Genomic DNA, 24,237 nt, shown 5'->3' on the forward strand with positions numbered 1-24,237 from the left:
GATATATTCGGATGTCAATGATTTTGAGAATCACTCTCATTGACATCGAAGTGCTCATCGCCTAAAATTACGAAGTGCATTTATTCTTTTCTACACATAATCTCTCGCGCTGGGAATGGGGCAATTATGAACACCTTACTTACAACACGCTTTCAGAAGGTACTGGGTCTAATCGCCTGTTTCGTCCTTCTCTTCCTCGGGATGTCAGGCAGCATTATTTTTGGAACTTCCAATATAAGCCTACCTACCATCATGGAATCTTACACCGCCTATAATGGTTCGCAAGAGCACCTCATCATCCAAACGGCAAGGATGCCCAGAGCTTTAATCGCGGCATTCGCCGGTGCAAGTCTGGCGGTTGCAGGCGCATTGATGCAGGGCATCACGCGCAACCCGCTTGCTTCGCCAAGCCTCTTTGGCATCAACGCCGGGGCGGCTTTCTTCATTGTCGTAAGCTCCGCATTCTTCGGGGCAACCAGTCTGGGAACGTTCGCGACGCTGGCATTCGTTGGCGCAGCCTTCACGGCATTGCTTGTCTATATTCTGGGTTCAATCGGCAGCGATGGACTCACGCCGCTGAAGGTGACGCTCGCCGGAGCGGCGATGACGGCGTTCTTCTCTTCCCTTTCCATGGGCGTGCTGCTTACCGGAGGACAGACCTTCGATCAAGTCTTGTACTGGTTCGTAGGTTCTGTAGCCGGACGAGACATGCACATCTTTACGACCGCAGCCCCATATATGGGAATTGCGCTTCTGGGCACCTTGGCCCTCTCCCGTCCTATGAATTTGCTCGTATTGGGGGACGATGTCGCTACGGGACTTGGGCAAACGACGGTCTACGTGAAGCTCGCAGCCGCCGTCATTATTGTCCTGCTGGCCGGCGGATCGGTTTCCATTGCCGGACCGATTGCATTCGTGGGCATCATTATTCCGCATATTACGCGTTACGTGGTAGGCATTGATTTTCGCTGGGTTCTCCCTTACTGCGCCTTCCTAGGTGCTATATTGCTGCTTGTCGCTGATGTGGGTTCACGTTTTATCGCGTATCCCGGGGAAGTGCCCGTCGGCATCATGACCGCAATCATTGGTGTTCCGTTCTTCGTGTATATCGCCAGAAGGGGGGAGCGTTAAGATGAGCAAATCGCTGACCATGCGAAACAATCGGCTCTCGTTTCTAATCGAACGCAGAACCTTATCGGTTATTCTGCTCTTAATCGCTGCCAACTTGGTTGGCGTTATCGTCTGCGTAGGTCTCGGCAGCACGTTCGTAAGTCCGATCGCAGTCATTCGCTCGCTGCTCGGTATCGGCGATCCTGCGGACTCCATGATTATTTTCTCGCTGCGAATGCCGCGTGTAGTCATTGCCATTATGGTGGGCTCGATGCTGGCTGTATCCGGTGCTCTGCTGCAAGGTGTCGTGCGTAATCCGCTGACTTCTCCGGACGTCATCGGCATTTCCGGAGGTGCCTCGCTCGGCACCGTGTTCTTTATCATTTATTTCTCGCATGTCAGCATACGCTTCATGCCGCTCAGCTCGATTGCAGGCGCTTTTGCCGCCGCATTCCTGATCTATCTCTTTGCCTATCGGCGCGGCATTACCCCGCTTCGGCTCGTACTGATCGGGATCGGCATGGCAACCGCGTTAACGGCGGCCACCTACATGCTCATTCTAACCGCATCGTTTACACCTACTGCAGTTGCGGTGAAAGCCTTCACTTTTATGACAGGAAGCATCTACGGCGTATCCTGGAAACGTGATGTGATGACGCTGCTGCCTTGGATGGTCGTATTAATGCCCATCGCGCTCATCTATGCCCGGCATCTGAACGTACAAGAGCTCGGCGATGAAGTCGCTACAGGCGTGGGCAGTTCCGTCAATGCCAAAAGAACGATCCTGCTCATGATCAGCGTCGCGCTCGCAGGCACAGCGGTCGCCATCGGCGGCGCCATCAATTTCATCGGACTCATGGCTCCGCATATTGCGCGGAAGCTTGTGGGTCCCTCGTATGGCGGCGTCATCCCGGTGTCTGCCCTGATCGGCTCGCTAGTCCTGCTGCTGTCTGATTTGGTCGCCAGAGTCGCATTTATTCCGCTCGATATCCCGGCAGGCGTATTTACAGCCGCAATCGGAGCGCCGTTCTTTATCTTCTTGCTGTACCGCCATCGCAACTCGTAGAAGGAGTGAATCTTGTGTCCGTTATTGCAGCTAATAACCTCACGTTATCGTATGGAAAGAAACCGATCTTCGCAAATCTGGAGCTGGAGATTCCTAAAGGGCAAATCACCGTGTTTATCGGGAGCAACGGCTGCGGCAAATCCACCCTGCTGCGCTCGCTTGCTCGGTTAATGAAGCCGCAGGAGGGCTCTATCGTGCTGGATGGCTCCGACATCGCCAAGCTGTCCAGCAAAGAAGTAGCAAAGCGTCTGGCCATTCTTCCGCAAGGCCCGACAGCTCCGGAAGGACTGACGGTGCAGCAGCTTGTGAAGCAAGGACGCTACCCGTATCAGAGCTTCCTTCAGCAGTGGTCCGCAGAGGACGAGAAAATGGTGAAGAAAGCGCTGCAAGCGACACATATGGAGGAACTGTCCGGACGTACGGTAGACTCCCTCTCAGGCGGACAACGCCAGCGTGCTTGGATTGCCATGACGTTAGCGCAGAACACGCAAACGATCTTGCTCGATGAGCCGACCACCTATCTGGATATGACGCATCAAATCGAAATATTGGATCTCCTATTTGATCTGAATGCGCAAGAAAACCGCACCATCGTGATGGTGCTCCATGATATCAATCTTGCTTGCCGGTACGCGCATCATATTGTAGCGGTTAAGGAAGGACGCATCTTGGCGCAAGGGAAGCCGGAGCAAATCGTGGATGCCTCGTTTATCCATGAGGTCTTTAACATGGAATGCCAAGTCGTGCAGGATCCTATATTCGGGACACCGCTGTGTATTCCATACGGTAAGGGGCGGAAGCTTCTCGGCGATCAGGAACAGGTTGCAGCACATGTGATTGCGGCGAATGAAAGCGGAGTTGAGGCGCTTCTGGCGACTCGCTAACCTGGCAAAAGAAGCCCCCGCGGTTCTGTGTTTGTTTACACAAAACCGCGGGGGCTTCTTGTTTATGATTTGGCCAATGCGTCTACAAGCAATTGTGCGAAAAACTGCGCGCCGTTCTTCCTCAGATGAACGCCGTCGTTGCCGAAGAAATCGTCTTGGCCTTTGCTTGCCGAATACCAGTCAATGAGCGAGAGTCCCGGCGTCTTCGCGACCTTCTCTGCCAGCATGCCGTTGACGACATCCTGCCACTTGCGGGGAACGCGCGTATTGACGAGAATGACTTTGTGTTCACTGCCAATGGCCGTTAGCAGCGTGTTTAACTGCTTCTCCGTAAATGAGCCGTTCGTGCCAAGTTCGATGACGACGGTTTGGCCCAACTGGTTGTTTGCCTTCAGCTCCAAGACCGCCTCATCAGCCTCAGACATCTGGCGTCCGATTTTCCCGTCCACGACTATTCCTTTCACAAGCTCTTCCAGATAGGGTTTTGCATCCAGAAGGATCGAGTCGCCGATCACCGTAACGCTGCCTGCCGCAGGCGGTGTAATCGGTGGCTTGGGTAATTTTGCAGGTGGAGGCGTTGTCGTCGTGGTTGCCCCGCTGTCTTTCGCGCTGTCGGGAACACTCGCACCCTTGCCCGGTTTTTCCTCCGCCGAACCCTTATAACCGGACTTACTTGTAGTCGGCTGATCAGGGCTTGTCCCTTGATCAGCCGGTTTAGTATCTATTGAATGGCCTGAATCCGCATCACCATCGCCCGGTTCACTTGCACTCCCGTCCCCTGGCTTAGTATCGCCTGGAGTCGTATCCTCCGGCTTCGTATCCCCCGGGTTCGTCACAACCGGACGATCTTCGGATTCCTTGTGCCCTTCCGATACAGCCTGTCCGGCTTGATCTTCACCCGGCCTTTCATTCGAGATGCCCGGCTTCAAAATGGGAACTCCCACCGATAAACCACCATCTATCGCGTACAATTGTGTCGAGCATGATACGCTGACAGCCATCAGCGTGCAGAGCGACATGACCATCACGATTCGACTTGCGCGAAGCGGCTGCCGTTGCCTCGCCACTAGCTGCGATAGCTTGCTGCGAATTCTGCCAAACGCACCTCGCCGGATCGGCTCCTCGACAAAGCGCCAAGAGAGCTCCGCCGTTGCAATGGCTGCCGCCACCTGAAGCAAGGCTCGCGTCGCATGAAACTCATCTGCCTGTGCCGCAGGAGTAGTCGAAGCAATAATGGGATAATGATAGAGATAAATGCCGTAGGAGCGCACGCCTATCCAGCGCAGCGGCTTGCAGCCGATAATGCGGCCAAACCTGCTTGATGGATGTGCCAATGAAGCGACCACGGCCGCAGTGGCAACAGCCACTACCACCATGCCTCCGCGATACAGCAGCTGATCGTATTCGCCAACCGTCGCGATCATCGCCAGCACGACGGCCAGTCCGCTGAAGCCGGCGATATCCAGCACCATTTTCGTTTTGCTTCCGGCATGGTCGGACAGCTTCCAGCTTGGCCAAATCACGGCCAAAGCGGCACCGATCAACAACGCAAACGCCCTTGTATCTGTACCGTAATAGACCCGGCTCGGATCAAGCCCCGGCACATAGAGCGCAGCCATCAGCCCCGCCGATGCCGCCGCCCCTGCCAAGATGACAAGCGCCAGCTTCCCCCGCTGCGGGACCAAACGCACGAGCAGCATCAGCAGCACCGGCCATACGAGATAGAACTGCTCCTCGACGGCGAGCGACCACAAATGGCCAAACGGCGAAGGCGGCCCAAACGACTCGAAATACGAGACCTGATGGAAAATCAATCGCCAGTTACTCGTATAAAGCAGCGCTGAGCCGATCTCCCCTTTTAAAGAGGCGAGTCTTGCAGGGTCTATATATAGCAGCCAAGCCGCTACGAGCAGGAGCATGATAAACATGGCCGGCAGCAGCCTTCTCGCCCGGCGAATCCAGAAATCGCCGAGCTTCAGCCGCCTTGTTTGACTCTGTTGTTTTAACAAAATATCGGTAATCAAGTAGCCGGAGAGGACGAAGAAAATGCCTACGCCAAGCAATCCGCCCGGTACCCACGATAGATTCAGATGATAAGCGATTACCGCAACTACGGCAATTGCACGCAAACCATCGATTCCGGGCATGTAGCGACCGCTGTTTCCTAATGGTTTTGGCATATTAACCTTCTCCTTCCGGCAGGGGACCGTTTCCCCCTACTTGCTGACTGACTAACCTGTCTCTAGGCTGCATGTTTGATTATAAAACGAGATGGCCGGTTTTGCGTTACAGAAGAGTTACATTTCGGTTTCAAATGGAACTGACTCGCTCCATCCTTTAACTTGGTTCAATATCCCGCCTTAGCCGAACCGAATCACATCCAGCGCAAGTTTACCTCCGTCAGTCAACGTTACACGTACCGTATGAGAACCCGGTGCCAAGCCTTCCGTCTCAAACCAAACGCCGTTCTGTTCCACTGCCCGATCAGCGGTACCCGCCTCAGTACCATCGATCGCTACCGATGCCTTCCCCCCGGCCATATGGCGCTCTCCGCAGAGCTTCACCCAGGTGCCATGGAAGGAGAAGCTAAAACTATCGCCTGCCGTGTCGCTCCACGTATAGTCATCGTTATAACTGCCCGCAACTCCCCGCTCCCGCTGCCAGTTCCCTTCATACGTGATGCCGGGATTCGAATCATTGATCCGATTCTCGATACGTTCCGGATGAATACCTGTCTTCACGGCGCGGAGCGCATCCAGAAACATCGTGCCTTCCTGCTTCGTCGGCATAATGCCGGGACCGCCTTCATCCAGCTCATTCCATGCATAGATCGCCATCACCGGCGGCGAGCTCGTATGCTGCGCATGATGGAGCAGCCAGCCGCGCATTTCGCTAAGATGCTCGAACCATTCCGTATACGTCGGATATTCAAACGAGTACCCGTAATAACTGGCCCCAACCGCAGCCGTCCAAGCCTCATTATGGCGCGGACTCGGATCGATAACCGCGCTGACGCCGGGGATCACCTTAAGTCCCTTCTCGATATCGCGTTTGTTACGATCATGGCGAGCCAGCTCCCCAAAAGCATAATGCCCCTCGCCGCTGTGCGAAGCAGGACCGTAATCGGAAACGCCGTCGAAACCAAACCGCGCGGCAGACGCGTAATCGTTACGCATATCCACCAAGTATGGCGCTCCCAGACCGGCCTCGGCACAAGCTTCCGCCAAGTAGGCCAGCTCTTCGGCCCAGCGGCTGCCGAATCCGCGCTCCGCATCATCGAGGAAGGCCGTGTCCATCCAGAACAGCAGCGGCCGGTTGCCGTCTACAAGCACATACTGCTTGTCCTTCATCAGCTCGACAAACTCAGGTACATTGCGTCTCCGCCAACCCCGCCGCTCCTCTTGGGCAGCGCCGCTTACCCAACCGGTCTGCAAGATGAGCGCAAACTGCAGGAGATCATGTTTGGATGAAGCCATGTAATCCTTCAATGGATTGTTCAAACGTCTAATCCCTTCATGAGGATCGTCGTCGGGATACCAGACGAAAGCCCAGAAATCGAGCAGACCGTCAGCGGCAGCTTGAATTTGGCGGTCAACCCGCTCCGCGTGATCCGGCACCTCTGAATCGAACCAGCCATCGATAGGTTCCCTGCTGCTGAAAGCGGTATACAGCGATGAATCTACGAATCCCGCATAAGATGCATTCGTCGGAAACCAAGCATCCCACCTAATTGCTCCTGCCAGAAAAGCTTGTCCATCCCGCATACTCATCTTCCCATCCCCTCTCTTGATAGAAAAAATGCCCTTCTCCCATGTGGGAGGAGAGCGGGTTTCCGTTCCGATTAATCAACCTTCTGCGAAGCGGCTTTCTTGCCCATGTCGTCAGCTTCCTGCTCAAGCGCAGGGTCATCGTTCACGGGCATACCGGCCACCGACAGGGTCGGCTCGATTCGCCCTTTACGCTGCTGAACGACATGCTGCAGCTCATGGCCGATCAGCTCTTGCCCTTCTTGGGTGTCCGGTTGAAATTGACCCGGCGCAAAATGAACGTCGCTGCCCTGTGTGTAGGCAAGCGCGCCTACTTCCCTTGCAGAAGAGGAGTTCTCATGAACGCGCACATCCGACATATTCGTTTGAAGGGCAGCTTCCATCTTCTGCTGCACGCTTGCAGGAAGCTTCCCTTGCTGCCGCTGTTCGTCATCTCCCTCTGCGCTGCGCTGAACGGCAGACGAGCGGCTGTTATGCATCATCTGCACAACCGCTCGATTGCCTGCAGCTTTCTGCAGCTGCAGCACCTGCCGGGGAGAGAGCATGTGTTCACTGCCGGATGCCGGGGCTTGGGCTGACGTTGAGGCTAAACCTGCGGTGCTCCGAGCTTCAGCTTGATAAGCGGTAGGACGTTTGAACTTGGCAGACGGGGACTGATGCTCGTGCGACACGGGGACTCCTCTTTTCTAATGGGTTTTGCGCAACCGTTTGACGATCAATATCACTACGCCTAGCAGCAGCAGGAGAACGCTGATCGCCGCCATCATCCATTTGAGGGTAGTAAAGAGACTGCTCGCCTTTGCGATGAACGTGATTTGATCCGGGTATTGGGTCAGCATCGTCACGATGCATGCATTTTCTAAGTAATCCAGAAGAAGCGTGATGTAAATTAGAAGAGGTAGTTGATGCGCCCATGACTGGGGTGCGAACGCACGCCGATAAATAACGGTCGTCAGCAGCGCGAAGAATGAACTATATACAATGGGATAGATAAAGTCCGCTGTGAGTGTAAAGGTGACGTAAAAGGTTCTTCCAGCGTCGCTGTATGCCCCAATAATGGCATACGCCTTGTCTACGGAATAAGAGAGACGCAAATCCAGAATGCCTGCACTGCCGGAATAAACATTCAGCTTTGATGAACCGTAAGGCAGCACGACCGCTTCGATAATCAACAATACGATGAACAACCCTGTGATAACTTGCCAAATACTCATCCTAGACTGCATTCGTCGCAGTACGGTCAGCATGGCGATTCCCCTTTTCTTCGCATGGAATAAATAGGGTTTAAATCTGGGGTGTCATCGTTATTTTAAAGGATTTCCGCCGCATTTAACACTACCGGTTTGCCAAATCCATCAATTCTTTTTAAGCCGCTCTTCAGCCCCTCAAGGAAACTTCTATTCCTCCCCCAAAAGCAAAAGGAGACCGCCCTCACAAGGGGCAGTCTCCTTCTCATTGCTGCTGCTAAGCAACTCTACTTATCCGAAATAATTCGCCAATCCTCTTGCGATAGCCGCAGCCGCCTTCTTCTGATAAGCGGATCCGCGAACAATCGATTCATCCTTGCGGTTCGACAGAAATCCGAGTTCGACCAACGTCGCGACCGTGTCATTCTCCCGCAGTACATACAGATCGCCGAAGGATAGACCATGGCTGCGCAGCCCGCCGACTTCAGTCAATTCGTCCTCAATGGCTTGCGCCAGCGGTCTGTCTTTCTTCTCGGAATAGAAGAAAGTAAGGATGCCGGACGTTTGTTTCTCCGAGGAATTATAATGAATGCTGACGAACGCATCCGCGTCCGCTCTTTCGCTTATCCGTACACGCTCCGAGAGCTCGGGCTTCTTATCCGTCGTCCGCGTCATGATGACCGTAGCTCCTAAGCTTTGCAGTTCCTGCTTGAGATAACCCGCTGTGCTAAGCGTCAGGTCTTTCTCCTTGGTTTCGTACGTTGTTCCGATCATGCCCGGATCATTACCGCCATGCCCGGCGTCAACGACGATGACCTTGCCTCTGAGTCCCTTGCCGGAATGCTTCGGCGGGACAGCGCCTTTGCCGACGTATGCCTTGGCCACCCAGCCCGTTGTACGGCCTGCCGTACGAATCTTGATCCATTCGCTCTGACTGCCCGTAATCGTAATCTGCTCGCCTTGCGACAAGGAGCCGACTACCTTATAGCCCACACCCGGGCCGGAGCGAATCCGAAGCGAATCCGCAAGCACTGTCGCCGTAGAACCCGGGCTTGTACTTACCGTACCGCTCGTAGGCGGCTCATTAGCTGCCGGGCTGGATTCCTGACCGGAGCCATCCAGCTTGCCGAGCAGATATCCGGCTGCCCAACCGGTCAACTTGTTGTGTTTAATCTGAACCCAGCCGTCGCTGTCTTCATCCGTAACCGAAACGATATCGCCTTTATTCAGCTTGCCTACGACAGATGCTTGCAGAGACGGTTCGCTGCGTACATTGAGCGCGCTGCTGTTCACTTTAGCTTGATAAGGGAATGCCGATGTGGCGGAAACCATGGAAATGCCAAGACTGCCGACCAGAAGCGTAACCATTATTACTAGGCTGATATATCTACGCATAGAGTCTCCTTCCAGTGGATAAAAAAGGTAGACTCTTATTATATCAGCAGTTTGCCGATTACGGCATCCTATTTTACAAAAAAATTAGGTATTGCGAAGGTTGTCGAAGAAAGTCGATTCCAAATTCTATACCTATGTCCCTATCCCTTCTGGATATTCAGACCGAGCTCTTCCGCTCTGACAAGTGCCTCAGGGGAAAACTTATTCTTGCCATACTTCTGAAGGAATTCTTCTTCCGTCACCGGCACCCACCGAAACTCGCGATTCTGGTATACCCATACCTTCTTGCCCCAATCCACGTGAATCGTGCGGCTGTTCACCTTCTTCACGACGCCGATTTCGGTAATGACATTCGTATTATTGAACGTTTTCACGCATAGCTTGTTCAGCATTTGACTCATCCTATCGTCCTCCTTCTACATCTTGGTGTTGTTTTCATTATACCCGTAAAATAAGCACAATAGCTTATGGCCGGGTAAAATGTAAAGTCCGGCAAGCAAGGCGCATCATGCGCGCTTTACTCACCGGACCCGCTCAGCTGACCATTATAGCTTTCTTCCGTACATCACTGCAAAATTATAATACTTGTATACGCAGTCCACATCAGAGAACCCGGCATCTTTCAACCAGCCAAGCTGGGTTGGCAAATCCGTCATCCGATCAAGCTTAGTCCGCTCGTAAGCGGCTGCGATTTCCGGCTCTGACAATCCGCTTGCTTCTACCTTCCCTCTCCAATCCTCTTTATAGAGCGTATCTACGAAAGGCGTATGTCCCAACACTTGATCCGCATTGATAAACACGCCGCCGGGCTTAAGATTCGCGAAGCTGTTGCGATACAAAGTGAGCTTATCCGCATCGGACAGATGGTGGATCGACAGCCCGGAAACGATGATATCGAACGCCTCTCCCGGAACATAGGCCGTGTAGTCTTCGCAGAGGTACGTAACACCGGACGATTCCATTTCCTCAAGCCTCAGCTTCGCGACGGCGAGCATTTTATCGGACAGATCGATGAGCGTAAGCTTCGCTTTCGGATAACGCGCCAAGAGAAAGGAAGATAGCAGCCCCGTTCCCGCACCCAAATCCAATATCGAAGGCGTCTCCGTCTCCACCTCAGCGAGCGCCGAGGCAACACCATAGAAGTCGTCAAAGCAAGGTATTAATTTTCGCCGCTGCTGATCGTACACGGCTGCCGTATCATCGAATGTACGGCGAACATGCTGATGTTTCTCCATTCCGAACACCTCCAGGGATTGCCTTCATCATAATGCAGGGAAGCGAATCCGTGAAATATTTAGAATCTATGAGCTCCATCACTTTCGCCTATACTCAAATCGCAGCTATTTATCCGCTCCGTTCTTTCTTCCCTGGAAGAAATCACAAGCGCTGATATTTATCCGCTCGTTCTTTCTTCCCTATTGACAATAATCCCCTTCGCGAGTAGAGTGAAACTATATTTCCGACAAAACAACTTGGATTAGGGGGATTAAGCGATGGGACATATAGACAACAACTTTTTGTCAGCCATTGAAACGAACTGGTACAGCTTTGTTACTTCCGTCTTTGTATTTTGGGTATTATTCTTTCTTGCACGTAAGCGGGTGAACTTCGGCGCTCGGGTTCTGATCGGTCTGGGCATCGGACTTCTCGTCGGCATTCTCTTTCAGAATTTGGACTATGATACCAAAGGCATTACAACGTTCGGCAGCATGTACATAAGCTTAATTCGTATGCTCGTTGTACCGCTGGTCTTCATCCTTGTACTGAACAGCATTTCTTCCTTAACCAACCTGGAGTATTTGCGCAAAATCGGTCTTAAAACCTTCGCTTGGTTCCTGGGAACGACCGGAGTCGGCTCCATTATCGGCCTTCTGATCGCACTTGCGTTCAATCCGGGCAGCGGCATTCAACAAGCGGCTCCGGCGGATTTTGAAGCTCGCGAAATTCCGACCTTCTCCCAAGTTATCCTTGACCTTGTTCCATCCAATCCGATTAATGAAGCGGCTAACGGCAAAGTAGTACCCGTACTTATCTTTGCCATCTTCCTTGCCGTAGCGATTATCAAGCTTGGATCCAGAAATGCGGAAACGGTGAAGCCCGTCCGTGATCTGATCCAGTCACTCGCTCAAGTGCTTCATCAAGTCGTGAAGTTCATCATCCGTCTGACGCCTTACGGTGTATTCGCTCTGATTGCCGGCGTTACATCCCACTATGGCTGGGAGACGCTGCAGGAGCTCGGAAGTGTAATCATCACCTCCTATGTAGCCCTGATCGTACACTTCGTTCTCGTATTCGGCGGACTGGTCTTCTTCGTGGCCAAAGTCAATCCAATCCGGTTCTTCCGCAAAATCTATCCGACAATCGCCGTCGCGTTTACAACCCGCAGCAGCTACGCAACGCTTCCCGTTAATTTGGATGTCATTACGAAGCGTCTGCATGTATCGCCGCGTATAGCTAGCTTTGTCGCACCGCTTGGTGCTTCTGTTAACTTCAACGCATGCGGCGGCATCTGGCCGGCCATTGTCGTCGTCTTCACCGCCCAGGTGTACAGCATTGATCTATCGTTTACGGATTATATCGTGCTTGTGCTTGTCAGCATTGTTTCTTCGATCGGCGTTGCCGGCGTTCCGGGACCTGCCGTTATCTCGACAACCGTCGTATTGACCGCTCTGGGTCTTCCGCTCGAAGGGATTGCCATTGTTGCCGGCGTTGAGGCACTGATCGATATGGGCCGCACAACGGTTAACGCAACAGGAACAACCGTTACTTCCTTGCTCGTTGCGAATTCGGAAGGCGAGTTCGACCGCGAAGCCTTCAACAATGACAAGGACGACGAGATTTCCTTGCAAGCTGCGATTTAATAAGTAGTAAAATTGCCCTCCCGTCCAATTCTTTTGGACGCAGGAGGGCTTTTTGTTACGAATTAATCATCGGATCCAGAATAGCCCTCATCTCCGCTTCCTTCATCGCACCGACTCGTTTTTGCACAATATTACCCTTACGATCAACGAAAACAGATACCGGAATGGACGTAATGCCGTACTTCATCGCGATCTTCTTATCGGGATCGAGGACAGCGCGGAACGGATAGCCGTTGTCCTGCAGGTACGCAGCGGCCTTCTCTCGATTCTCGCCGACATTGACCGTCAGAATAATAAGATCTTTTTCCTGATATCGCTCATAGATTTTCTTCATATCCGGCATTTCCTTCTTGCAGTATTTGCACCAGCTTGCCCAGAAGTTGATGTAGACGTTATGTCCTCGCAGCTCCCGCAGGGAAACATGATTCCCGTTCAAATCCTCTAATGTAAACTCGCTGGCCCGATCCTCAGTTGCCTTGGCGGTGGGGGGTGCAACGCCGGCTTCCGCATCGCTTAGACTGTAATGACCGGTGACATACACGGCAGCCGCAATCATCATGACAACAAGCAGCGTCCCCCATAACAGTACGCTTCTCTTCATTCTTCAAGCTCCTTCTATAGATCGAACAGGCCTTCGCCTCCGCTCAGCGCTGCCAGGATTAGAGGGAGAGCCAGTCCCATTGCATAAGCTGCCAGCAGCCATACGCCTTTCCCGATCGTGTCCATGCTGCCTGCATAAATTAGAATGTAGGTCCGACACACGGCGTCCAGCCTGCCGCGAAAGCCATCCCCAGCAAAAGCGACCCGAAGGCCGTCTTCTCCCCTACTTTGCCAAACGACAGCAGCCGTTTCTCGGCATACAAGGCTTTTATCTTCAAGAGACCTGTCGTATGCAGCCCTAAGAGGATAATCAGCACGCCGCCGATTTGCTTCACCGCCTCCAAATTCATCGTCAGCAGCTTGCTGACAGAGCTGACTGAAATCCCAAGCAGCATAAAAACCGCCGTGAATCCGGCAAGAACCCCGCTTTCAGAAGCAATTTCATGCTTGCTTGATGGGATTGATGTTCAGCGACCGATGTCCCGACAAGATGACTGAGGTAGATCGGAATAAGCGGCAGCACACACGGAGGCAGAAAAGAAAGCAGTCCTGCTGAGAAGGCAACGATGATATCCATGCTTTCTCCTCCTACTCTTCCTTTAAATGAACAAAATGGGCAGCCGATTGGATGCCCATTTTGAACGAAACTTTTATTTGCTCGAAAGCAAGTTATACAATACCTGAGCGACCTCAGCTCTTGTCGTAACCCCTTGCGGGCTTAGCTTGCCGTTATTGCCGGATACGATTCCGCTTTCTACAAGCGTTTCAGCTGCCTCTTGTGCATAGGCTGCAATGTGATCAGCGTCGGTGAAGCTGCTTACGCTTACGCCTGATTTGGCCTCAGGAAGCTTGCCGAGCGCATCAAGCGAGCGATACAGAAGTGTAAACAGATCCTGGCGGGTAATGGCTTTATCCGGTACGAACAGGTTGTCGCCAAGGCCGTTCGTGATGCCAAGACGTTTCGCTGCGCCCAGATAATTCGTGTAATAGGTATTGCCTGCGTCCGCAAAATTAGCCGCTTCGGTTTCGTTCGGCACGATGCCGTATGCTTTCAATAACAGCACCAGGAACTGGCCGCGCGTTACGTTCGCGAGCGGGCTGAAGTGAGTATCGTCCGTACCCGCAGCAATATCTCTTGCCGCCAGGAAGGTTACCGCTTTGCTGTACCAATAAGCCGGTGCAACATCGGAGAACGTAACCTTGTTGTAGCCCACGATATATTGCGAGAAGTGAGTCGTCACGAAATCTACCGTTCCGGTTGCAGCGTTGAACACGCCGTTTACCGTTTCCAAGTAACCGTCATCGGTCAAATAGTAGACCACGACTGCATTTGGATCTTCGTCCGCTTTCAGCGTATAAGGCACGCTGACTTTGACGCTGCCTCCGCCAAAAGTGGAAACCGTTTGGTCTCCCGCTTTCACGGTAAGCTCATATACAGGTCGGTCGCCCAATACTTGCTTGCCTTCTTCGGTAAGCTCGCGCTTAGCAATTTCAATCGTGATATCGCCGTCACCGGAGACTGCACGAATGTTCTCTACTGCTTTCGTGTCGAACGCAATCGATCCGACTGTGGTGTAGTTCACTTTAACCTGCGCCCCAGTGCCGTCCGCAACTTCGTTGAAAGCACTGCGCGGAATGCTTAGCTGGCCGGTTTCGGTAGCTGCGCTTGCTTCTACCTTAAACTCGACAACCGCTGATTTTCCGGCCGTTTCTGCTTTCTTTGCATCAGCTACAAGAGCCGTAACAACTTCCTTCGTGACGACAGCTGATGTTGTACCTGTAGCCGCATCGGTTTTGGAAGGCACGGTAAAGCTTGAAGTAGCTGTATTACCTGAAGTTGTATTCGTTACCTCCACAGTAGGAGGCGTGACTACTCCGTAAGGCGGCGTTGGTGGACTAATGATTTGATCTCCTGGAACGACAACATCCACGGATGCTCCCGGATTGTACAGCACTTCAGTTGGAGCAATCAGCGTCGAAACATTGTTCACGCGCTGGCTGACAGGACCATTGTAGCCCGGTTTCGCCGCAAAACGGACATTGTAAGTACCTGCCGCCAAGCCTGTAATGGAATCGCCCGTTACAGCCGTGTAGCTTGCAGCTCCGGCCAGCTTGTATTCCAAGCCCGCTTTCGTGCCTGTAATGCGACCGTCACTTGCGCCTGACGAAGTTGGTGCTACCCCCGTAAGACCTGTCGGTACAGCTTCCAGTCTCGAGAACAGTTTGTCGAGCGCAGCCTTGTAGACCGTGTTTGGCAATACGCCATTCGATACGTAATCCGGCTGGATATTCGTCCACGAGTACATCAGCTCGACATGTCCAAGGATCGGAGCGCTGTTGCCGGCTGCATCCTTGTTGTCCTTGTTGTAAACGTACAAGTAAGGAACTTGCAGTTTATTCACAATGATTTCATTGTTATTCGCATCGGTGTAACGAACATCCGTAGTTCCTTTCACGTATTGCGTTTTAATGTTAGTCAGGTACGTTTTCACCAGGTCCACGTACAGATTGGCATACGGGTGTTTCGTGTCGCGAACCATCAGACGATCGATATCGTGGGAGTCGAACGTAGGCGAATCCGTCTGCGTCACATCAACGCCCGCATCCAGCCTAGGGTCCCACATGTACACTTTATCGACGTTGTATTTCTTCGCGTATTCATTGATAAACTTAATCGCCGCTTGCGTATTCGGGCACCACGATCCGCCGAAGAGAATCGCGTAGTTGCCTTGCGAAGCAAGCAACTTCGTAAGCTCATGGTACGTCACATGCTCCAGTACGACGTTACCGTCCGTACCGTCGAAGATATCCCGGCCATTCGTCGAATTGAATTTCACGTTCTTATTGAAGGCCAATTCGATAAAATCGTTCGGATTGATCGTGTCGAAGGATTGCGCTGCGCCAAAGACCGCTTTGACTTGATCCTTATACGCCGTTACCTTCGCCGCATCCTCAACGCCGTCTGTCAGGAAATCAGCCGAGGTGTTGCTGCTCTTCAGCGAAGCCACGATTGGCTGGCTGTTCGCGCCGTCTTTATTGTCCTTGTCGTAGATGAAGAGGAGCGTTTGGTCCTTCACGTCCGCTGCCGGACTTGTTCCCACCGCCGTGCCGCTTGCATCCTTCGCCGTCAAATATTTGTTCACCAGATCGGTGTACACGCCGGCAAACTGGTTGGTGCTGTCTGCCAGATCCAGGCTGACACCGTCAAGCTTGGTGTCAAAGTTGTAGATCGTCGAGATGTTGTATTCTTTGGCAACCTGATTAATGAAGCCGATATTCGCCTGTGTGCTGGCAACGGATGCGCCGCCGAACAGTACCGCGAATGTTCCTTCACTCTCGAATAGGTGAGCGATATCCTCATACGTAGCCGTTCTGAACACATGGTTGGCATCCTTCAAATTCGGGTATACGTCGCTAAAATAATCATAATGGCTGATGGCACTTGGACTTGGGCTTGGAGTTGCCGGATCCGCGGCAGCGGTCGAAGCTTGGAAGAACGGAATCGTTAGGAAGATGGCTAGTAGTAATGCCCCTAGTCTGACAATTGGTTGATGTTTTCGCATATGGTTACGCTCCTAATTAGTGGGATGAGTGTATAGAGCTGCGGTTATGGGCAAACCTCTTCTTCCACCGCACCACTGTTTTCTCCGCCCGAAGAGTTCGAGGAATCCGAAGACGCAGAGTTGGAGCTTGATGACGACGACGATGAAGAAGACGATGTCGAAGCTGCTGGTTGCTGAGTTTCTTTCTTAGCCACCAGGGAGCCTACTTTCTTCGGTCCTTTGTCAACAGGTGCTGCTGCAGGAGCCGGCGTGCTTGGTTGCTCTTCAACTACCGGTGCGGATACAACTGCTGCTGCCGGTGCTTCTTGTTTCACGGATGCTGCAGCTGTTTTAGGCGCAGCAGAGCTGGTTGTTACCGGGGAAGCAGCTTTCGTGCTTGTTGCCGGAGCTTTCACTTGTTTCACTGCTGCAGCTTTAGTGGAAGCAGCCGGCTCTGTTTTGGCTTGTTTCGCTGAAGCATCCTTATTTTCCACAGCTGCGGTTTGTGTTTCTTCGGCAGGCGCTGGAGCGGCAGCCGTTTCAACAGCTGGTTCAGCTGCCGGCGTTTCTTCAGCAGGTGCGACCGTTGACTCCGGTTGTTGTACTTCCGTTGTTACTACTGCCGCAGGAGCAGTTTCTTTCGTTTCGGCAGGGGCAGATGCCGGTGCTGCAGCTTGTTCAACGGCAGGCGTAGTAGGATTAGTGCTTTCTTGCGAATCTTTATTGGCGAATACTGCGGTATAAGTCAACGCCAGGAACACAGCGCTTGCGATCACTAAGGAATAAGTAAGTTTGGATACGTTTGGTTTTTTCATGGAAAGAACATCTCCTTCTTCGCTCTCTGAGCATCGTGTAATGGGATTCTAATTTGTCGTGCCTGTAAAGAACGACAGCTTACTTCGTCGTTCCTCCCCCTTAATGATGAATTCCGGATAAAAAAAGAAGACCCAACGATGGCGTGTACAATCACGCTCACATTGAATCTCTGGTGGTCCAGTAGACTGATCATCCTATGTCATCCGACAAATGAAATGCTGTCGTTTGCTTTACTTGTTTCTATCTTATTGGCAATAGAATCCAAAGTCAAGACTTTTCCTATCGTTTTTGTCGGAATTAAAATTCAAAACACCCCGTCAATCCGCCGAACTCAGGCCATCCAGCGCCTCTAGCGTCTGCATCACATGATCAATAAGATCCGGCAAATCCTCCATTTGTTCCTCGTTGATTTTCCGATTGAAGTGCAGCTCGATTTCATTAAAATAACTGACCGTCTTTTCGCCGAATAAAAAGCTCAACGTTTGTGTAGGCGGCAGCTCCGGCTGCCACAACTCAAGCAGCTTCTGTTCGATGGCTTTGCACTCTGCTTCGATATCTTGAACCGGCATATAGAAGCGCAGTCGCAGCGCACATCCCGGGTTCTCGCCTTTCTGCTCCAACAGCTCTGCCGCAAGATCCTTCAGCGAGGCTTCGAGCCGGATCTCTGCCGTAATGCCGCCTCCGCTCACCAGCGTGAATTGCAGCGCGAATACCCGTGCCATCACGGCCATCTCCAGCCGATCGACCCGATGCGTAATCAGGATTTGCCCGGCAATATTGTCCAGATCATAGACTTGGTTCTCAATCGCTACCTTTAAGTTATCAAATACAGTCGGATCAAACATGCGTGATCGAGCTCCTTTCACTGGTATGGACTTATCTTATAACGTAGCGAAAAACCTGCCAAGTTCTTCTTAGGCTCTCTTCAAAGTTGACATGCTGAGCCACTATCGTATAAAGTTATTGCAATAAGCAAATGGATAAAGCCATGAAGGAAAACAGCAGCGTTCAAATCTTGCTTCCAGAGAGTCGGCGGGTGGTGCAAGCCGGTACAGGTTGAACGTCAATTACATTTCCCGAGCTTCTCGCCTCTGAAACTGCAGTTTGCAGAAGGAGCAGACGGTTGTCAGCCGTTACATGACAAGAGTGGAGAATGCAGCGCGCTGCGTTTTCAATTAGGGTGGTAACGCGATGACTCGTCCCTGTCTATGACAGGGGCGGGTCTTTCTTTTGTTTTCAACTATCTACTGGAGGGATATCTAATGTTAAGTGGAACCGTACAAAGCAGTAAAGACCTGGTTAATGATCTCGAGTACCGGGGTCTGATTCATCAACTAACCGATACCGAGAATTTGCGTAAGAAGCTGGAAAGCGAGCGCGTTACGCTGTACTGCGGTTTCGATCCTACGGCAGACAGCCTTCATATCGGCAGCCTGTTACCTATTCTATGCCTTCGTCGCTTCCAGCTTGCAGGTCATATTCCGCTTGCACTCGTAGGCGGAGGCACAGGCTTGATCGGCGATCCAAGCGGTCGTTCCAGCGAACGCTCGCTTAATACGGCGGATACGGTCGCTTCGTGGACGAACAGCTTGAAAGCTCAGCTTTCTGCCTTCCTCGACTTCAATTTAGAAGGCAATCCCGCTAAGCTGGTCAGCAACTACGACTGGATTGCTCCGCTTGATGTCATTACGTTCCTGCGCGACATCGGGAAGAACTTCACCGTTAATTACATGCTGGCAAAGGACTCCGTAGACTCGCGGTTGTCGAACGGAATATCGTTTACGGAATTCAGTTATATGATCTTGCAAGCTTACGATTTCTATAAGCTCAACCAAGAACATAATTGCTCCCTGCAAGTGGGCGGCAGCGACCAATGGGGTAACATTACCGCAGGTCTTGAACTGATCGGCAAAATGGGCGGCGGCGATGCTTACGGCATGACGATGCCGCTTGTTACGAAGAGCGACGGCAAGAAGTTCGGTAAATCCGAGACCGGTGCCATCTGGCTCGATCGGAACAAAACATCGGTGTACCAGTTCTATCAGTTCTGGATCAATACCGACGATAACGATGTCGTGAAATTCTTGAAATACTTCACGTTCCTCTCCCAAGCGGAAATCGAAGCGCTGGAGAACGAGCTGAAGCAGCAGCCTGAACGCCGCGTTGCCCAACGCGAGCTCGCTCGCGAAGTAACGAAGATTGTACATGGCGAAGAAGCAGTCGTCACCGCAGAGAAAATCACGCAAGCCCTGTTCTCCGGCGAATTCATGTCGCTGAGCGAAGCCGAGCTTGTAGAAGCCCTGCAGGATATGCCGACTACCGTTTGCACGGGTGAAGAAGATCGCAGCTTGATCAATCTGATGATTGAAGTCGGAGCAGCTCCGTCGCGTCGTCAAGCCAGACAGGACATCGAGAGCGGTGCGGTTTCCGTCAACGGACAGAAGCTGACGAACGGTGAAACCGTACTTGGCCCTGACCAGAAGCTGTGCGGCAAGTACATTGTCCTTCGCCGCGGGAAGAAGAACTATTTCCTCGCACGTTTCGAATAACATACATCTGTTACAGACAAATAAAGCCGCTATCCGTGATGCATCATGGATAGCGGCTTTTCAATGGCGAATGGCCCAATAGATTAAGGTATGAATTGCTGTACGATGCGCGTAACTTTACCATTCTTGATCGTGAGATGATACGGATAATCACTGACTGTAACGAGGCCGTCCGCATGATAAACCGCTTCGAATTTATCTAGCGAAATCGCTTGATTCCACTCGGTGGAAGCATTTACGAGACTGCCGGTACGGTCGTAGATTTGCATGATGACGGCTGCGTGAGGATCAACCTCAAGCGTCTTCAGCGTTTCATCGTCGTTCACGATGTAATAGCCGTCCGGCGCTTTGTCGAGACCGGAATCCGGCTCTTCCATGACGAACGCCTCATCCGCCGCTTCGCCTTCGAACCACTGAATCTCGTCTGTCTGCAGAAGCAGCTTCCCGCCTTGCTTGTCCATGCCATTGATGTATACGGTGATCGTTTCCGGAGTTTGGGTTACAGGCGCGTAGCCCTTATTATCGACTGCCGACGCTGTTGAGATGCAAGCTACCAATCCGATGATTGTTAGCGTGATGCCTAGTGCATGTCGGTTCATAAATGCCATCTCCTCGCTCGCAAGCGTTAGCGAGACTTGCCCTTTGAGTAAGGCTTGCCTCTATCTCTACTATACCCGTTTTGGGCAAAATTGATAGATTCCGCAAGCTCGAATTTGCTAAATTTTACGTAAATCTTTTGTCGGTTCGGAAAGCATGCGTCGGCGTACCGACTACACCCGGTTTGCAAGTGAAGATGCCGCCTGCATGCGGCTGATCCCCCTTCGTCTCTTCCGTTAGACCGATACTCGCCGTCGTGATATAGAGAGTATCCAGGTTGTCGCCGCCGAAGATGCAGGAGCTTGCTTTGGCCACCGGAACGTAGATGGATTCCAGCTTCTGTCCGGTCAGCGGATTCCATCTCGACACCTGCCAGCCGTCCCAATGCGCAATCCACAGCATGCCTTCGCTGTCGATCGTCATCCCATCCGGGAACCCTTCCTCCGGCCGAAAATCAATCACAAGCCGCGAATTACTGATCGTCCCCGTGGACACGTCGTAGTCGAACCCTGTCACTGTCTGCTTCATGGAATCGATATAGTACAACTGCGTCTCATCGAGACTCCAAGCGATGCCGTTGGATACGCCAACGTCATCGACCATTTTGCGGCAGCTTAAATCATGATCCAGCACATAGAAAGATCCTTTTACATCCACTTCGGCGTCCTGCATCGTCCCTGCCCAATAACGGCCGGCGGAGTCGCATTTCCCGTCGTTGAATCGGTTCTCGGGCAGATGTGCCTCCGGATCTGCAATCGGGGTCAGCTTGCCGGTTCCGCAGTGGTAATGCTCGAATCCATCCCGCGTCGTCAGAATGACGGCGTCGCCATCCGAAGCATCGCATACGACGGCACCGACCGTTTTGCCGATCGTAAATTGCTCGTTGTGACCCTTAGCCGGATCGAAACGGCTGAATGAACCGCCTGTTATATCCACCCAATAGAGCTTCCGTTGCTGCGCGTTCCAGCTTGGTCCTTCGGCCAGTATCGCTCTGGCATCAAGCACCAGCTCCGCTTTCCGCAAATGTTGCTGCTCCCGCAGTTGTGCATTCGATTGCTGCATGAATCGTTCGTCCTCCTACAAATCAATAGTCATCCCGCCATCCGCCACTAACACGGCCCCCGTCATGAACGAGTTGTCCGCGCTTGCCGCGAACATGACGACCGATGCGATCTCATCCGCTGTGCCAACACGGCCCATCGGCTGCGCTTCGTTCCACTGCTTCATCGTTTCCTCGCGCGGCGTGTCGAGGTTCTTAATGCTGCTCTCCAGCATCGGTGTATGTACAGCCCCGGGCAGCACCGTGTTGACCCGAATGTTCTGTTTGGCAAAATCAAGCGCAATGGCCCGAGTCAACGACACGATGCCGCCCTTGGATGCCGCGTAAGCCGAGTAACCATCCAGTGTAGCCAGCGCGTGCACGGAGCTGACGTTCACTATGGCACCGCCGCCGTTACCGACCATTGCAGGAAGCACCTCGCGGCAGAACAAAAAGACCGATGTCAAATTATTCGTGATGACTTCGTTCCAACCCTGCAAGCTCATCTCCGTAATGCGAATTTGCGGGCATACCGCGGCATTGTTCACCATGACGTCAATGCGGCCGTACTTGGCGAGCGTATCCTCCACCACCCGTTTCACATCCGCTTCCGACGACACATCGGCCTGCATCGCGGTAGCGATCAATCCCGCTTCCGTAATCTCCTCTGCAACCGCCTCGCCCTTCGAAGCGGTGCGATTCACCACGATGACCGACGCGCCTTCCTTGGCAAAACGGTGGCAGACCGCTCTCCCAATCCCGCTTCCTCCACCTGTAACGATGACCACTTTCCCGATCCAGCTCATATGCCGCCCCCATTGTCAGACTAACGCTATTATCGAAAGAGACGTCCTTGGAATGGACGCCTCTCGGTTGCTCTTACTTTACGGTTTCACGCTTCTCCCAGCCTTGTTTGAAGAGCGGCAGCCAGTTCCCCACCTGGTACGGATGCTTATCGATTTCTTCCAGATTCAGCTCCACTCCAAGGCCCGGTCCTTCCGGCGGCAGCAAATAGCCGTTCTGAACCTTCAAAGGCGGAAGCAGCACCTGCTCTTCCCATGGCTCATTGAATTCATCGAAAATCTCATGGATGAGGAAATTCGGCGTCGCCATATTCAAGTGGCTGCATACGACCGAGCAGACCGGACCTTGCGCGCTGTGCGGCGCCGTCACGCCGTTATGGGCATGCACCATGCCGCAAATTTGCTTCGAAGCCGAAATGCCCAAATACTGAGGCTCCAGCTGAATAATATGCACCGCATCATGACGGAGCAGCTCCGCAAATTGCTCGCGCGAGTAGTAGTCCTCCCCGCAAGCTACCGGCACCGGACTGCGCCGCGCCACTTCGACCATGCTCGAGATGAGCTGCGGCGGAACGGGTGCCTCGAACCAAGTCGGCTCATATTTCAGCATCGCTTCCGCGAATTGCAGTGCCGTGCTCACGCTGAAGCGGTTATGACCTTCGATGAGAATGTCGACATCCTTGCCGACTGCTTCCCGAACGGCTGCAATATTCTCGATCGCAGCCGAGAAATCCTGCCGGCTGACAGTTCGCCACGCAGCGCCGAACGGATCGAACTTCAAAGCGGTGTAGCCTTTATCGACAACGATCTTCGCTTTCTCGAAGAAATTCTCCGGCGTATTCGGCCCACGGTACCAGCCGTTTGCATAGCAGCGCAGTTTATCGTGACAGCTGCCGCCAAGCAGCTTATAGAGCGGCTGATTCGTCACCTTGCCCATGATGTCCCAGCAAGCGGTTTCAATAGCAGCCAGCGCTGAACCTTGAATCTGTCCGCCGTCGGAATAGACGTCGCGGAACAGCTTCAGACTGATCGTTTCCACGTCGAACGGATCGCGTCCGATGACAAGATGCTTCAGCTCATGAATCGCAGCCTCTACGGTTTTGGCAAAGCCGTTCAGCGTCCCTTCGCCAAGCCCCGTGACGCCTTCATCCGTATCTACTAAAACGAAGAGCCAGTTCTTCCACGGGTTGCCGAGAATATAGGTGCGAATGTTTGTTATTTTCATTGCCGCTATGCCTCCCAAATTCATTGACATTGATTGAGCCCAGCGTAGCATAGCGGTTTAGGGAGCGACAAGATGTCTAACTTGTATACATCATAAAAAACAAACCATCAACCCATCAAAGCATAATCTTCTTCACGTATTCGATATGCCGCTGCGTTAATAGCACGGTAAGCTCAGGGTCTGTGCCTGCCAGCGCATGACGAATCTGCCAATGCTCTTCAATGCTGCCCGCGAGCCGCTTCTGATTGCGATTGAAGGTCGTCCGCACGACGAGCAGGAATTTATCCTGGATGCGCGACATCACCTCGGTATACTCCTCATTATCGAGCCCCGCGATAATCAGTGCATGGAACTGGCGATCCAGCTCCACATAACGAATAATATCTTCCTCGGCTATCGCTTCTGCTTGATGCGCCAAATTATCATCCAGCCCAGCGAAAAACGCCGCATCCATCTTGCCCGTCAGCCGCCGAACCGCGTAGGTCTCCAGCGATAATCGCAGCTCGTAGATTTCCAGAATCTTCTTAAGCGATACCTCCTGCACGATGACCCCTTGCTTCGGGGACAGCTTCACAAGGCCCATCATCTCGAGGCGATCGAGCGCGGAGCGAATCGGCGTTTTACTCATTCCCAGCAGTTCACTGAGCAGCTTCTCGGATAGAAACATCCCGCCCTGCCACTCACCGGTTACAATCCGATTCTTAATCGCTTCGAAGGCTTGGTCTCGCAGCGTCACAGCGGTCTGCAGCTTCTCCAACGGCCGTCCCTCCTTCGCATCCACTCTCTTATGTTATAC

At 52.7% G+C, this 24,237-nt stretch carries 23 protein-coding genes and 1 other annotated feature; of the genes, 5 read left to right on the forward strand and 18 right to left on the reverse strand.

The window, feature by feature from the left end:
* Positions 1 to 126: 126 nt before the first annotated feature.
* From I8J30_RS27565 to I8J30_RS27575, 3 genes are read left to right on the forward strand one after another with little or no spacing between them, the layout of a single operon-like run.
* Complete coding sequence (locus I8J30_RS27565; RefSeq protein ID WP_210663668.1) at positions 127 to 1,131, forward strand: FecCD family ABC transporter permease; 1,005 nt, start codon at positions 127 to 129, stop codon at positions 1,129 to 1,131.
* A 1-nt stretch (position 1,132) separates the two neighbouring features.
* Entirely contained in the window at positions 1,133 to 2,176 is a 1,044-nt protein-coding gene (locus I8J30_RS27570) for a FecCD family ABC transporter permease (protein WP_210663670.1), read from the forward strand.
* A gap of 14 nt (positions 2,177 to 2,190) precedes the next feature.
* Complete coding sequence (locus tag I8J30_RS27575) at positions 2,191 to 3,060, forward strand: ABC transporter ATP-binding protein (protein ID WP_210663672.1); 870 nt, start codon at positions 2,191 to 2,193, stop codon at positions 3,058 to 3,060.
* 62 nt (positions 3,061 to 3,122) lie between these two features.
* On the opposite strand, the gene I8J30_RS27580 is transcribed toward I8J30_RS27575, so the two are convergent.
* From I8J30_RS27580 to I8J30_RS27610, 7 genes are all read right to left on the reverse strand, one after another.
* Entirely contained in the window at positions 3,123 to 5,240 is a 2,118-nt protein-coding gene (locus tag I8J30_RS27580; protein ID WP_210663675.1) for an acyltransferase family protein, read from the reverse strand.
* A 180-nt stretch (positions 5,241 to 5,420) separates the two neighbouring features.
* On the reverse strand, positions 5,421 to 6,830 hold the full coding sequence (locus tag I8J30_RS27585; protein WP_210663678.1) for a glycoside hydrolase family 71/99 protein: 1,410 nt from the start codon (positions 6,828 to 6,830) through the stop codon (positions 5,421 to 5,423).
* 71 nt (positions 6,831 to 6,901) lie between these two features.
* Positions 6,902 to 7,498, reverse strand: a complete 597-nt coding sequence (locus tag I8J30_RS33345) for an eCIS core domain-containing protein (protein WP_210663680.1) — start codon at positions 7,496 to 7,498, stop codon at positions 6,902 to 6,904.
* Between the two features lie 15 nt (positions 7,499 to 7,513).
* Positions 7,514 to 8,041: a hypothetical protein gene (locus tag I8J30_RS27595; protein WP_210663682.1), complete on the reverse strand. Its 528-nt coding sequence runs from the start codon at positions 8,039 to 8,041 to the stop codon at positions 7,514 to 7,516.
* Between the two features lie 264 nt (positions 8,042 to 8,305).
* Complete coding sequence (locus I8J30_RS27600; RefSeq protein ID WP_210663684.1) at positions 8,306 to 9,409, reverse strand: N-acetylmuramoyl-L-alanine amidase family protein; 1,104 nt, start codon at positions 9,407 to 9,409, stop codon at positions 8,306 to 8,308.
* Between the two features lie 140 nt (positions 9,410 to 9,549).
* Positions 9,550 to 9,810, reverse strand: coding sequence for a hypothetical protein (locus I8J30_RS27605; RefSeq protein ID WP_091225435.1), 261 nt, complete (start codon positions 9,808 to 9,810; stop codon positions 9,550 to 9,552).
* A gap of 144 nt (positions 9,811 to 9,954) precedes the next feature.
* On the reverse strand, positions 9,955 to 10,644 hold the full coding sequence (locus I8J30_RS27610) for a class I SAM-dependent methyltransferase (RefSeq protein ID WP_210663686.1): 690 nt from the start codon (positions 10,642 to 10,644) through the stop codon (positions 9,955 to 9,957).
* Between the two features lie 258 nt (positions 10,645 to 10,902).
* Here I8J30_RS27610 and I8J30_RS27615 point away from each other — a divergent pair, with 258 nt between their 5' ends.
* A complete protein-coding gene (locus tag I8J30_RS27615; RefSeq protein WP_210663688.1) occupies positions 10,903 to 12,270 on the forward strand; it encodes a dicarboxylate/amino acid:cation symporter in 1,368 nt (455 codons plus the stop codon).
* A gap of 55 nt (positions 12,271 to 12,325) precedes the next feature.
* Here I8J30_RS27615 and I8J30_RS27620 read toward each other — a convergent pair whose 3' ends face one another.
* The 6 genes from I8J30_RS27620 to I8J30_RS27645 form a co-directional block, all read right to left on the reverse strand.
* Positions 12,326 to 12,871 carry a TlpA family protein disulfide reductase gene (locus tag I8J30_RS27620; RefSeq protein ID WP_210663690.1) on the reverse strand — a complete coding sequence of 182 codons (546 nt, stop codon included), beginning with the start codon at positions 12,869 to 12,871 and terminating at the stop codon, positions 12,326 to 12,328.
* Positions 12,872 to 13,010: 139 nt separating this feature from the next.
* A complete protein-coding gene (locus I8J30_RS33810; protein WP_210663693.1) occupies positions 13,011 to 13,265 on the reverse strand; it encodes a cytochrome c biogenesis CcdA family protein in 255 nt (84 codons plus the stop codon).
* On the reverse strand, positions 13,223 to 13,447 hold the full coding sequence (locus I8J30_RS33815; RefSeq protein ID WP_210663695.1) for a cytochrome c biogenesis protein CcdA: 225 nt from the start codon (positions 13,445 to 13,447) through the stop codon (positions 13,223 to 13,225). Before I8J30_RS33815 ends, I8J30_RS33810 begins: the two co-directional genes overlap by 43 nt.
* Positions 13,448 to 13,520: 73 nt before the next feature.
* Positions 13,521 to 16,433 carry an S-layer homology domain-containing protein gene (locus I8J30_RS27635; protein WP_210663697.1) on the reverse strand — a complete coding sequence of 971 codons (2,913 nt, stop codon included), beginning with the start codon at positions 16,431 to 16,433 and terminating at the stop codon, positions 13,521 to 13,523.
* A 44-nt stretch (positions 16,434 to 16,477) separates the two neighbouring features.
* On the reverse strand, positions 16,478 to 17,227 hold the full coding sequence (locus tag I8J30_RS27640) for a hypothetical protein (protein WP_210663699.1): 750 nt from the start codon (positions 17,225 to 17,227) through the stop codon (positions 16,478 to 16,480).
* A gap of 318 nt (positions 17,228 to 17,545) precedes the next feature.
* The gene (locus tag I8J30_RS27645; protein WP_210663701.1) at positions 17,546 to 18,073 is read right to left on the reverse strand and encodes a hypothetical protein; all 528 of its coding nucleotides are present in this window, start codon (positions 18,071 to 18,073) and stop codon (positions 17,546 to 17,548) included.
* A 134-nt stretch (positions 18,074 to 18,207) separates the two neighbouring features.
* Positions 18,208 to 18,435, forward strand: a binding site (T-box leader).
* A gap of 55 nt (positions 18,436 to 18,490) precedes the next feature.
* Here I8J30_RS27645 and tyrS point away from each other — a divergent pair.
* Complete coding sequence (gene tyrS, locus I8J30_RS27650; RefSeq protein WP_210663702.1) at positions 18,491 to 19,777, forward strand: tyrosine--tRNA ligase; 1,287 nt, start codon at positions 18,491 to 18,493, stop codon at positions 19,775 to 19,777.
* 83 nt (positions 19,778 to 19,860) lie between these two features.
* On the opposite strand, the gene I8J30_RS27655 is transcribed toward tyrS, so the two are convergent.
* From I8J30_RS27655 to I8J30_RS27675, 5 genes are all read right to left on the reverse strand, one after another.
* Positions 19,861 to 20,376 carry a hypothetical protein gene (locus I8J30_RS27655; RefSeq protein WP_210663704.1) on the reverse strand — a complete coding sequence of 172 codons (516 nt, stop codon included), beginning with the start codon at positions 20,374 to 20,376 and terminating at the stop codon, positions 19,861 to 19,863.
* A gap of 124 nt (positions 20,377 to 20,500) precedes the next feature.
* Complete coding sequence (locus tag I8J30_RS27660) at positions 20,501 to 21,436, reverse strand: SMP-30/gluconolactonase/LRE family protein (RefSeq protein WP_210663706.1); 936 nt, start codon at positions 21,434 to 21,436, stop codon at positions 20,501 to 20,503.
* 15 nt (positions 21,437 to 21,451) lie between these two features.
* Positions 21,452 to 22,219 (reverse strand): SDR family NAD(P)-dependent oxidoreductase, encoded by a 768-nt coding sequence (locus I8J30_RS27665; protein ID WP_210663708.1) that lies wholly within the window; start codon positions 22,217 to 22,219, stop codon positions 21,452 to 21,454.
* Positions 22,220 to 22,292: 73 nt separating this feature from the next.
* A complete protein-coding gene (locus tag I8J30_RS27670; RefSeq protein WP_210663710.1) occupies positions 22,293 to 23,441 on the reverse strand; it encodes a mandelate racemase/muconate lactonizing enzyme family protein in 1,149 nt (382 codons plus the stop codon).
* Between the two features lie 115 nt (positions 23,442 to 23,556).
* Complete coding sequence (locus I8J30_RS27675) at positions 23,557 to 24,198, reverse strand: GntR family transcriptional regulator (RefSeq protein WP_210663712.1); 642 nt, start codon at positions 24,196 to 24,198, stop codon at positions 23,557 to 23,559.
* Positions 24,199 to 24,237: the final 39 nt, after the last annotated feature.

Origin of the sequence: Paenibacillus lignilyticus (genome assembly GCF_017942085.1) — a bacterium.
Taxonomy (GTDB): domain Bacteria; phylum Bacillota; class Bacilli; order Paenibacillales; family Paenibacillaceae; genus Paenibacillus_Z; species Paenibacillus_Z lignilyticus.

What these genes read in the sequence shown, in the direction of transcription:
- I8J30_RS27565 (WP_210663668.1), top strand. Translation starts at nt 127, where the DNA reads ATGAACACCTTACTTACAACACGCTTTCAGAAGGTACTGGGTCTAATC.
- I8J30_RS27570 (WP_210663670.1), top strand. Translation starts at nt 1,133, where the DNA reads ATGAGCAAATCGCTGACCATGCGAAACAATCGGCTCTCGTTTCTAATC.
- I8J30_RS27580 (WP_210663675.1), bottom strand. Translation starts at nt 5,240, where the DNA reads ATGCCAAAACCATTAGGAAACAGCGGTCGCTACATGCCCGGAATCGAT.
- I8J30_RS27585 (WP_210663678.1), bottom strand. Translation starts at nt 6,830, where the DNA reads ATGAGTATGCGGGATGGACAAGCTTTTCTGGCAGGAGCAATTAGGTGG.
- I8J30_RS27595 (WP_210663682.1), bottom strand. Translation starts at nt 8,041, where the DNA reads ATGAGTATTTGGCAAGTTATCACAGGGTTGTTCATCGTATTGTTGATT.
- I8J30_RS27600 (WP_210663684.1), bottom strand. Translation starts at nt 9,409, where the DNA reads ATGCGTAGATATATCAGCCTAGTAATAATGGTTACGCTTCTGGTCGGC.
- I8J30_RS27605 (WP_091225435.1), bottom strand. Translation starts at nt 9,810, where the DNA reads ATGAGTCAAATGCTGAACAAGCTATGCGTGAAAACGTTCAATAATACG.
- I8J30_RS27610 (WP_210663686.1), bottom strand. Translation starts at nt 10,644, where the DNA reads ATGGAGAAACATCAGCATGTTCGCCGTACATTCGATGATACGGCAGCC.
- I8J30_RS27615 (WP_210663688.1), top strand. Translation starts at nt 10,903, where the DNA reads ATGGGACATATAGACAACAACTTTTTGTCAGCCATTGAAACGAACTGG.
- I8J30_RS27620 (WP_210663690.1), bottom strand. Translation starts at nt 12,871, where the DNA reads ATGAAGAGAAGCGTACTGTTATGGGGGACGCTGCTTGTTGTCATGATG.
- I8J30_RS33810 (WP_210663693.1), bottom strand. Translation starts at nt 13,265, where the DNA reads ATGCTGCTTGGGATTTCAGTCAGCTCTGTCAGCAAGCTGCTGACGATG.
- I8J30_RS33815 (WP_210663695.1), bottom strand. Translation starts at nt 13,447, where the DNA reads ATGGATATCATCGTTGCCTTCTCAGCAGGACTGCTTTCTTTTCTGCCT.
- I8J30_RS27635 (WP_210663697.1), bottom strand. Translation starts at nt 16,433, where the DNA reads ATGCGAAAACATCAACCAATTGTCAGACTAGGGGCATTACTACTAGCC.
- I8J30_RS27640 (WP_210663699.1), bottom strand. Translation starts at nt 17,227, where the DNA reads ATGAAAAAACCAAACGTATCCAAACTTACTTATTCCTTAGTGATCGCA.
- I8J30_RS27645 (WP_210663701.1), bottom strand. Translation starts at nt 18,073, where the DNA reads ATGTTTGATCCGACTGTATTTGATAACTTAAAGGTAGCGATTGAGAAC.
- tyrS (WP_210663702.1), top strand. Translation starts at nt 18,491, where the DNA reads ATGTTAAGTGGAACCGTACAAAGCAGTAAAGACCTGGTTAATGATCTC.
- I8J30_RS27655 (WP_210663704.1), bottom strand. Translation starts at nt 20,376, where the DNA reads ATGAACCGACATGCACTAGGCATCACGCTAACAATCATCGGATTGGTA.
- I8J30_RS27660 (WP_210663706.1), bottom strand. Translation starts at nt 21,436, where the DNA reads ATGCAGCAATCGAATGCACAACTGCGGGAGCAGCAACATTTGCGGAAA.
- I8J30_RS27665 (WP_210663708.1), bottom strand. Translation starts at nt 22,219, where the DNA reads ATGAGCTGGATCGGGAAAGTGGTCATCGTTACAGGTGGAGGAAGCGGG.
- I8J30_RS27670 (WP_210663710.1), bottom strand. Translation starts at nt 23,441, where the DNA reads ATGAAAATAACAAACATTCGCACCTATATTCTCGGCAACCCGTGGAAG.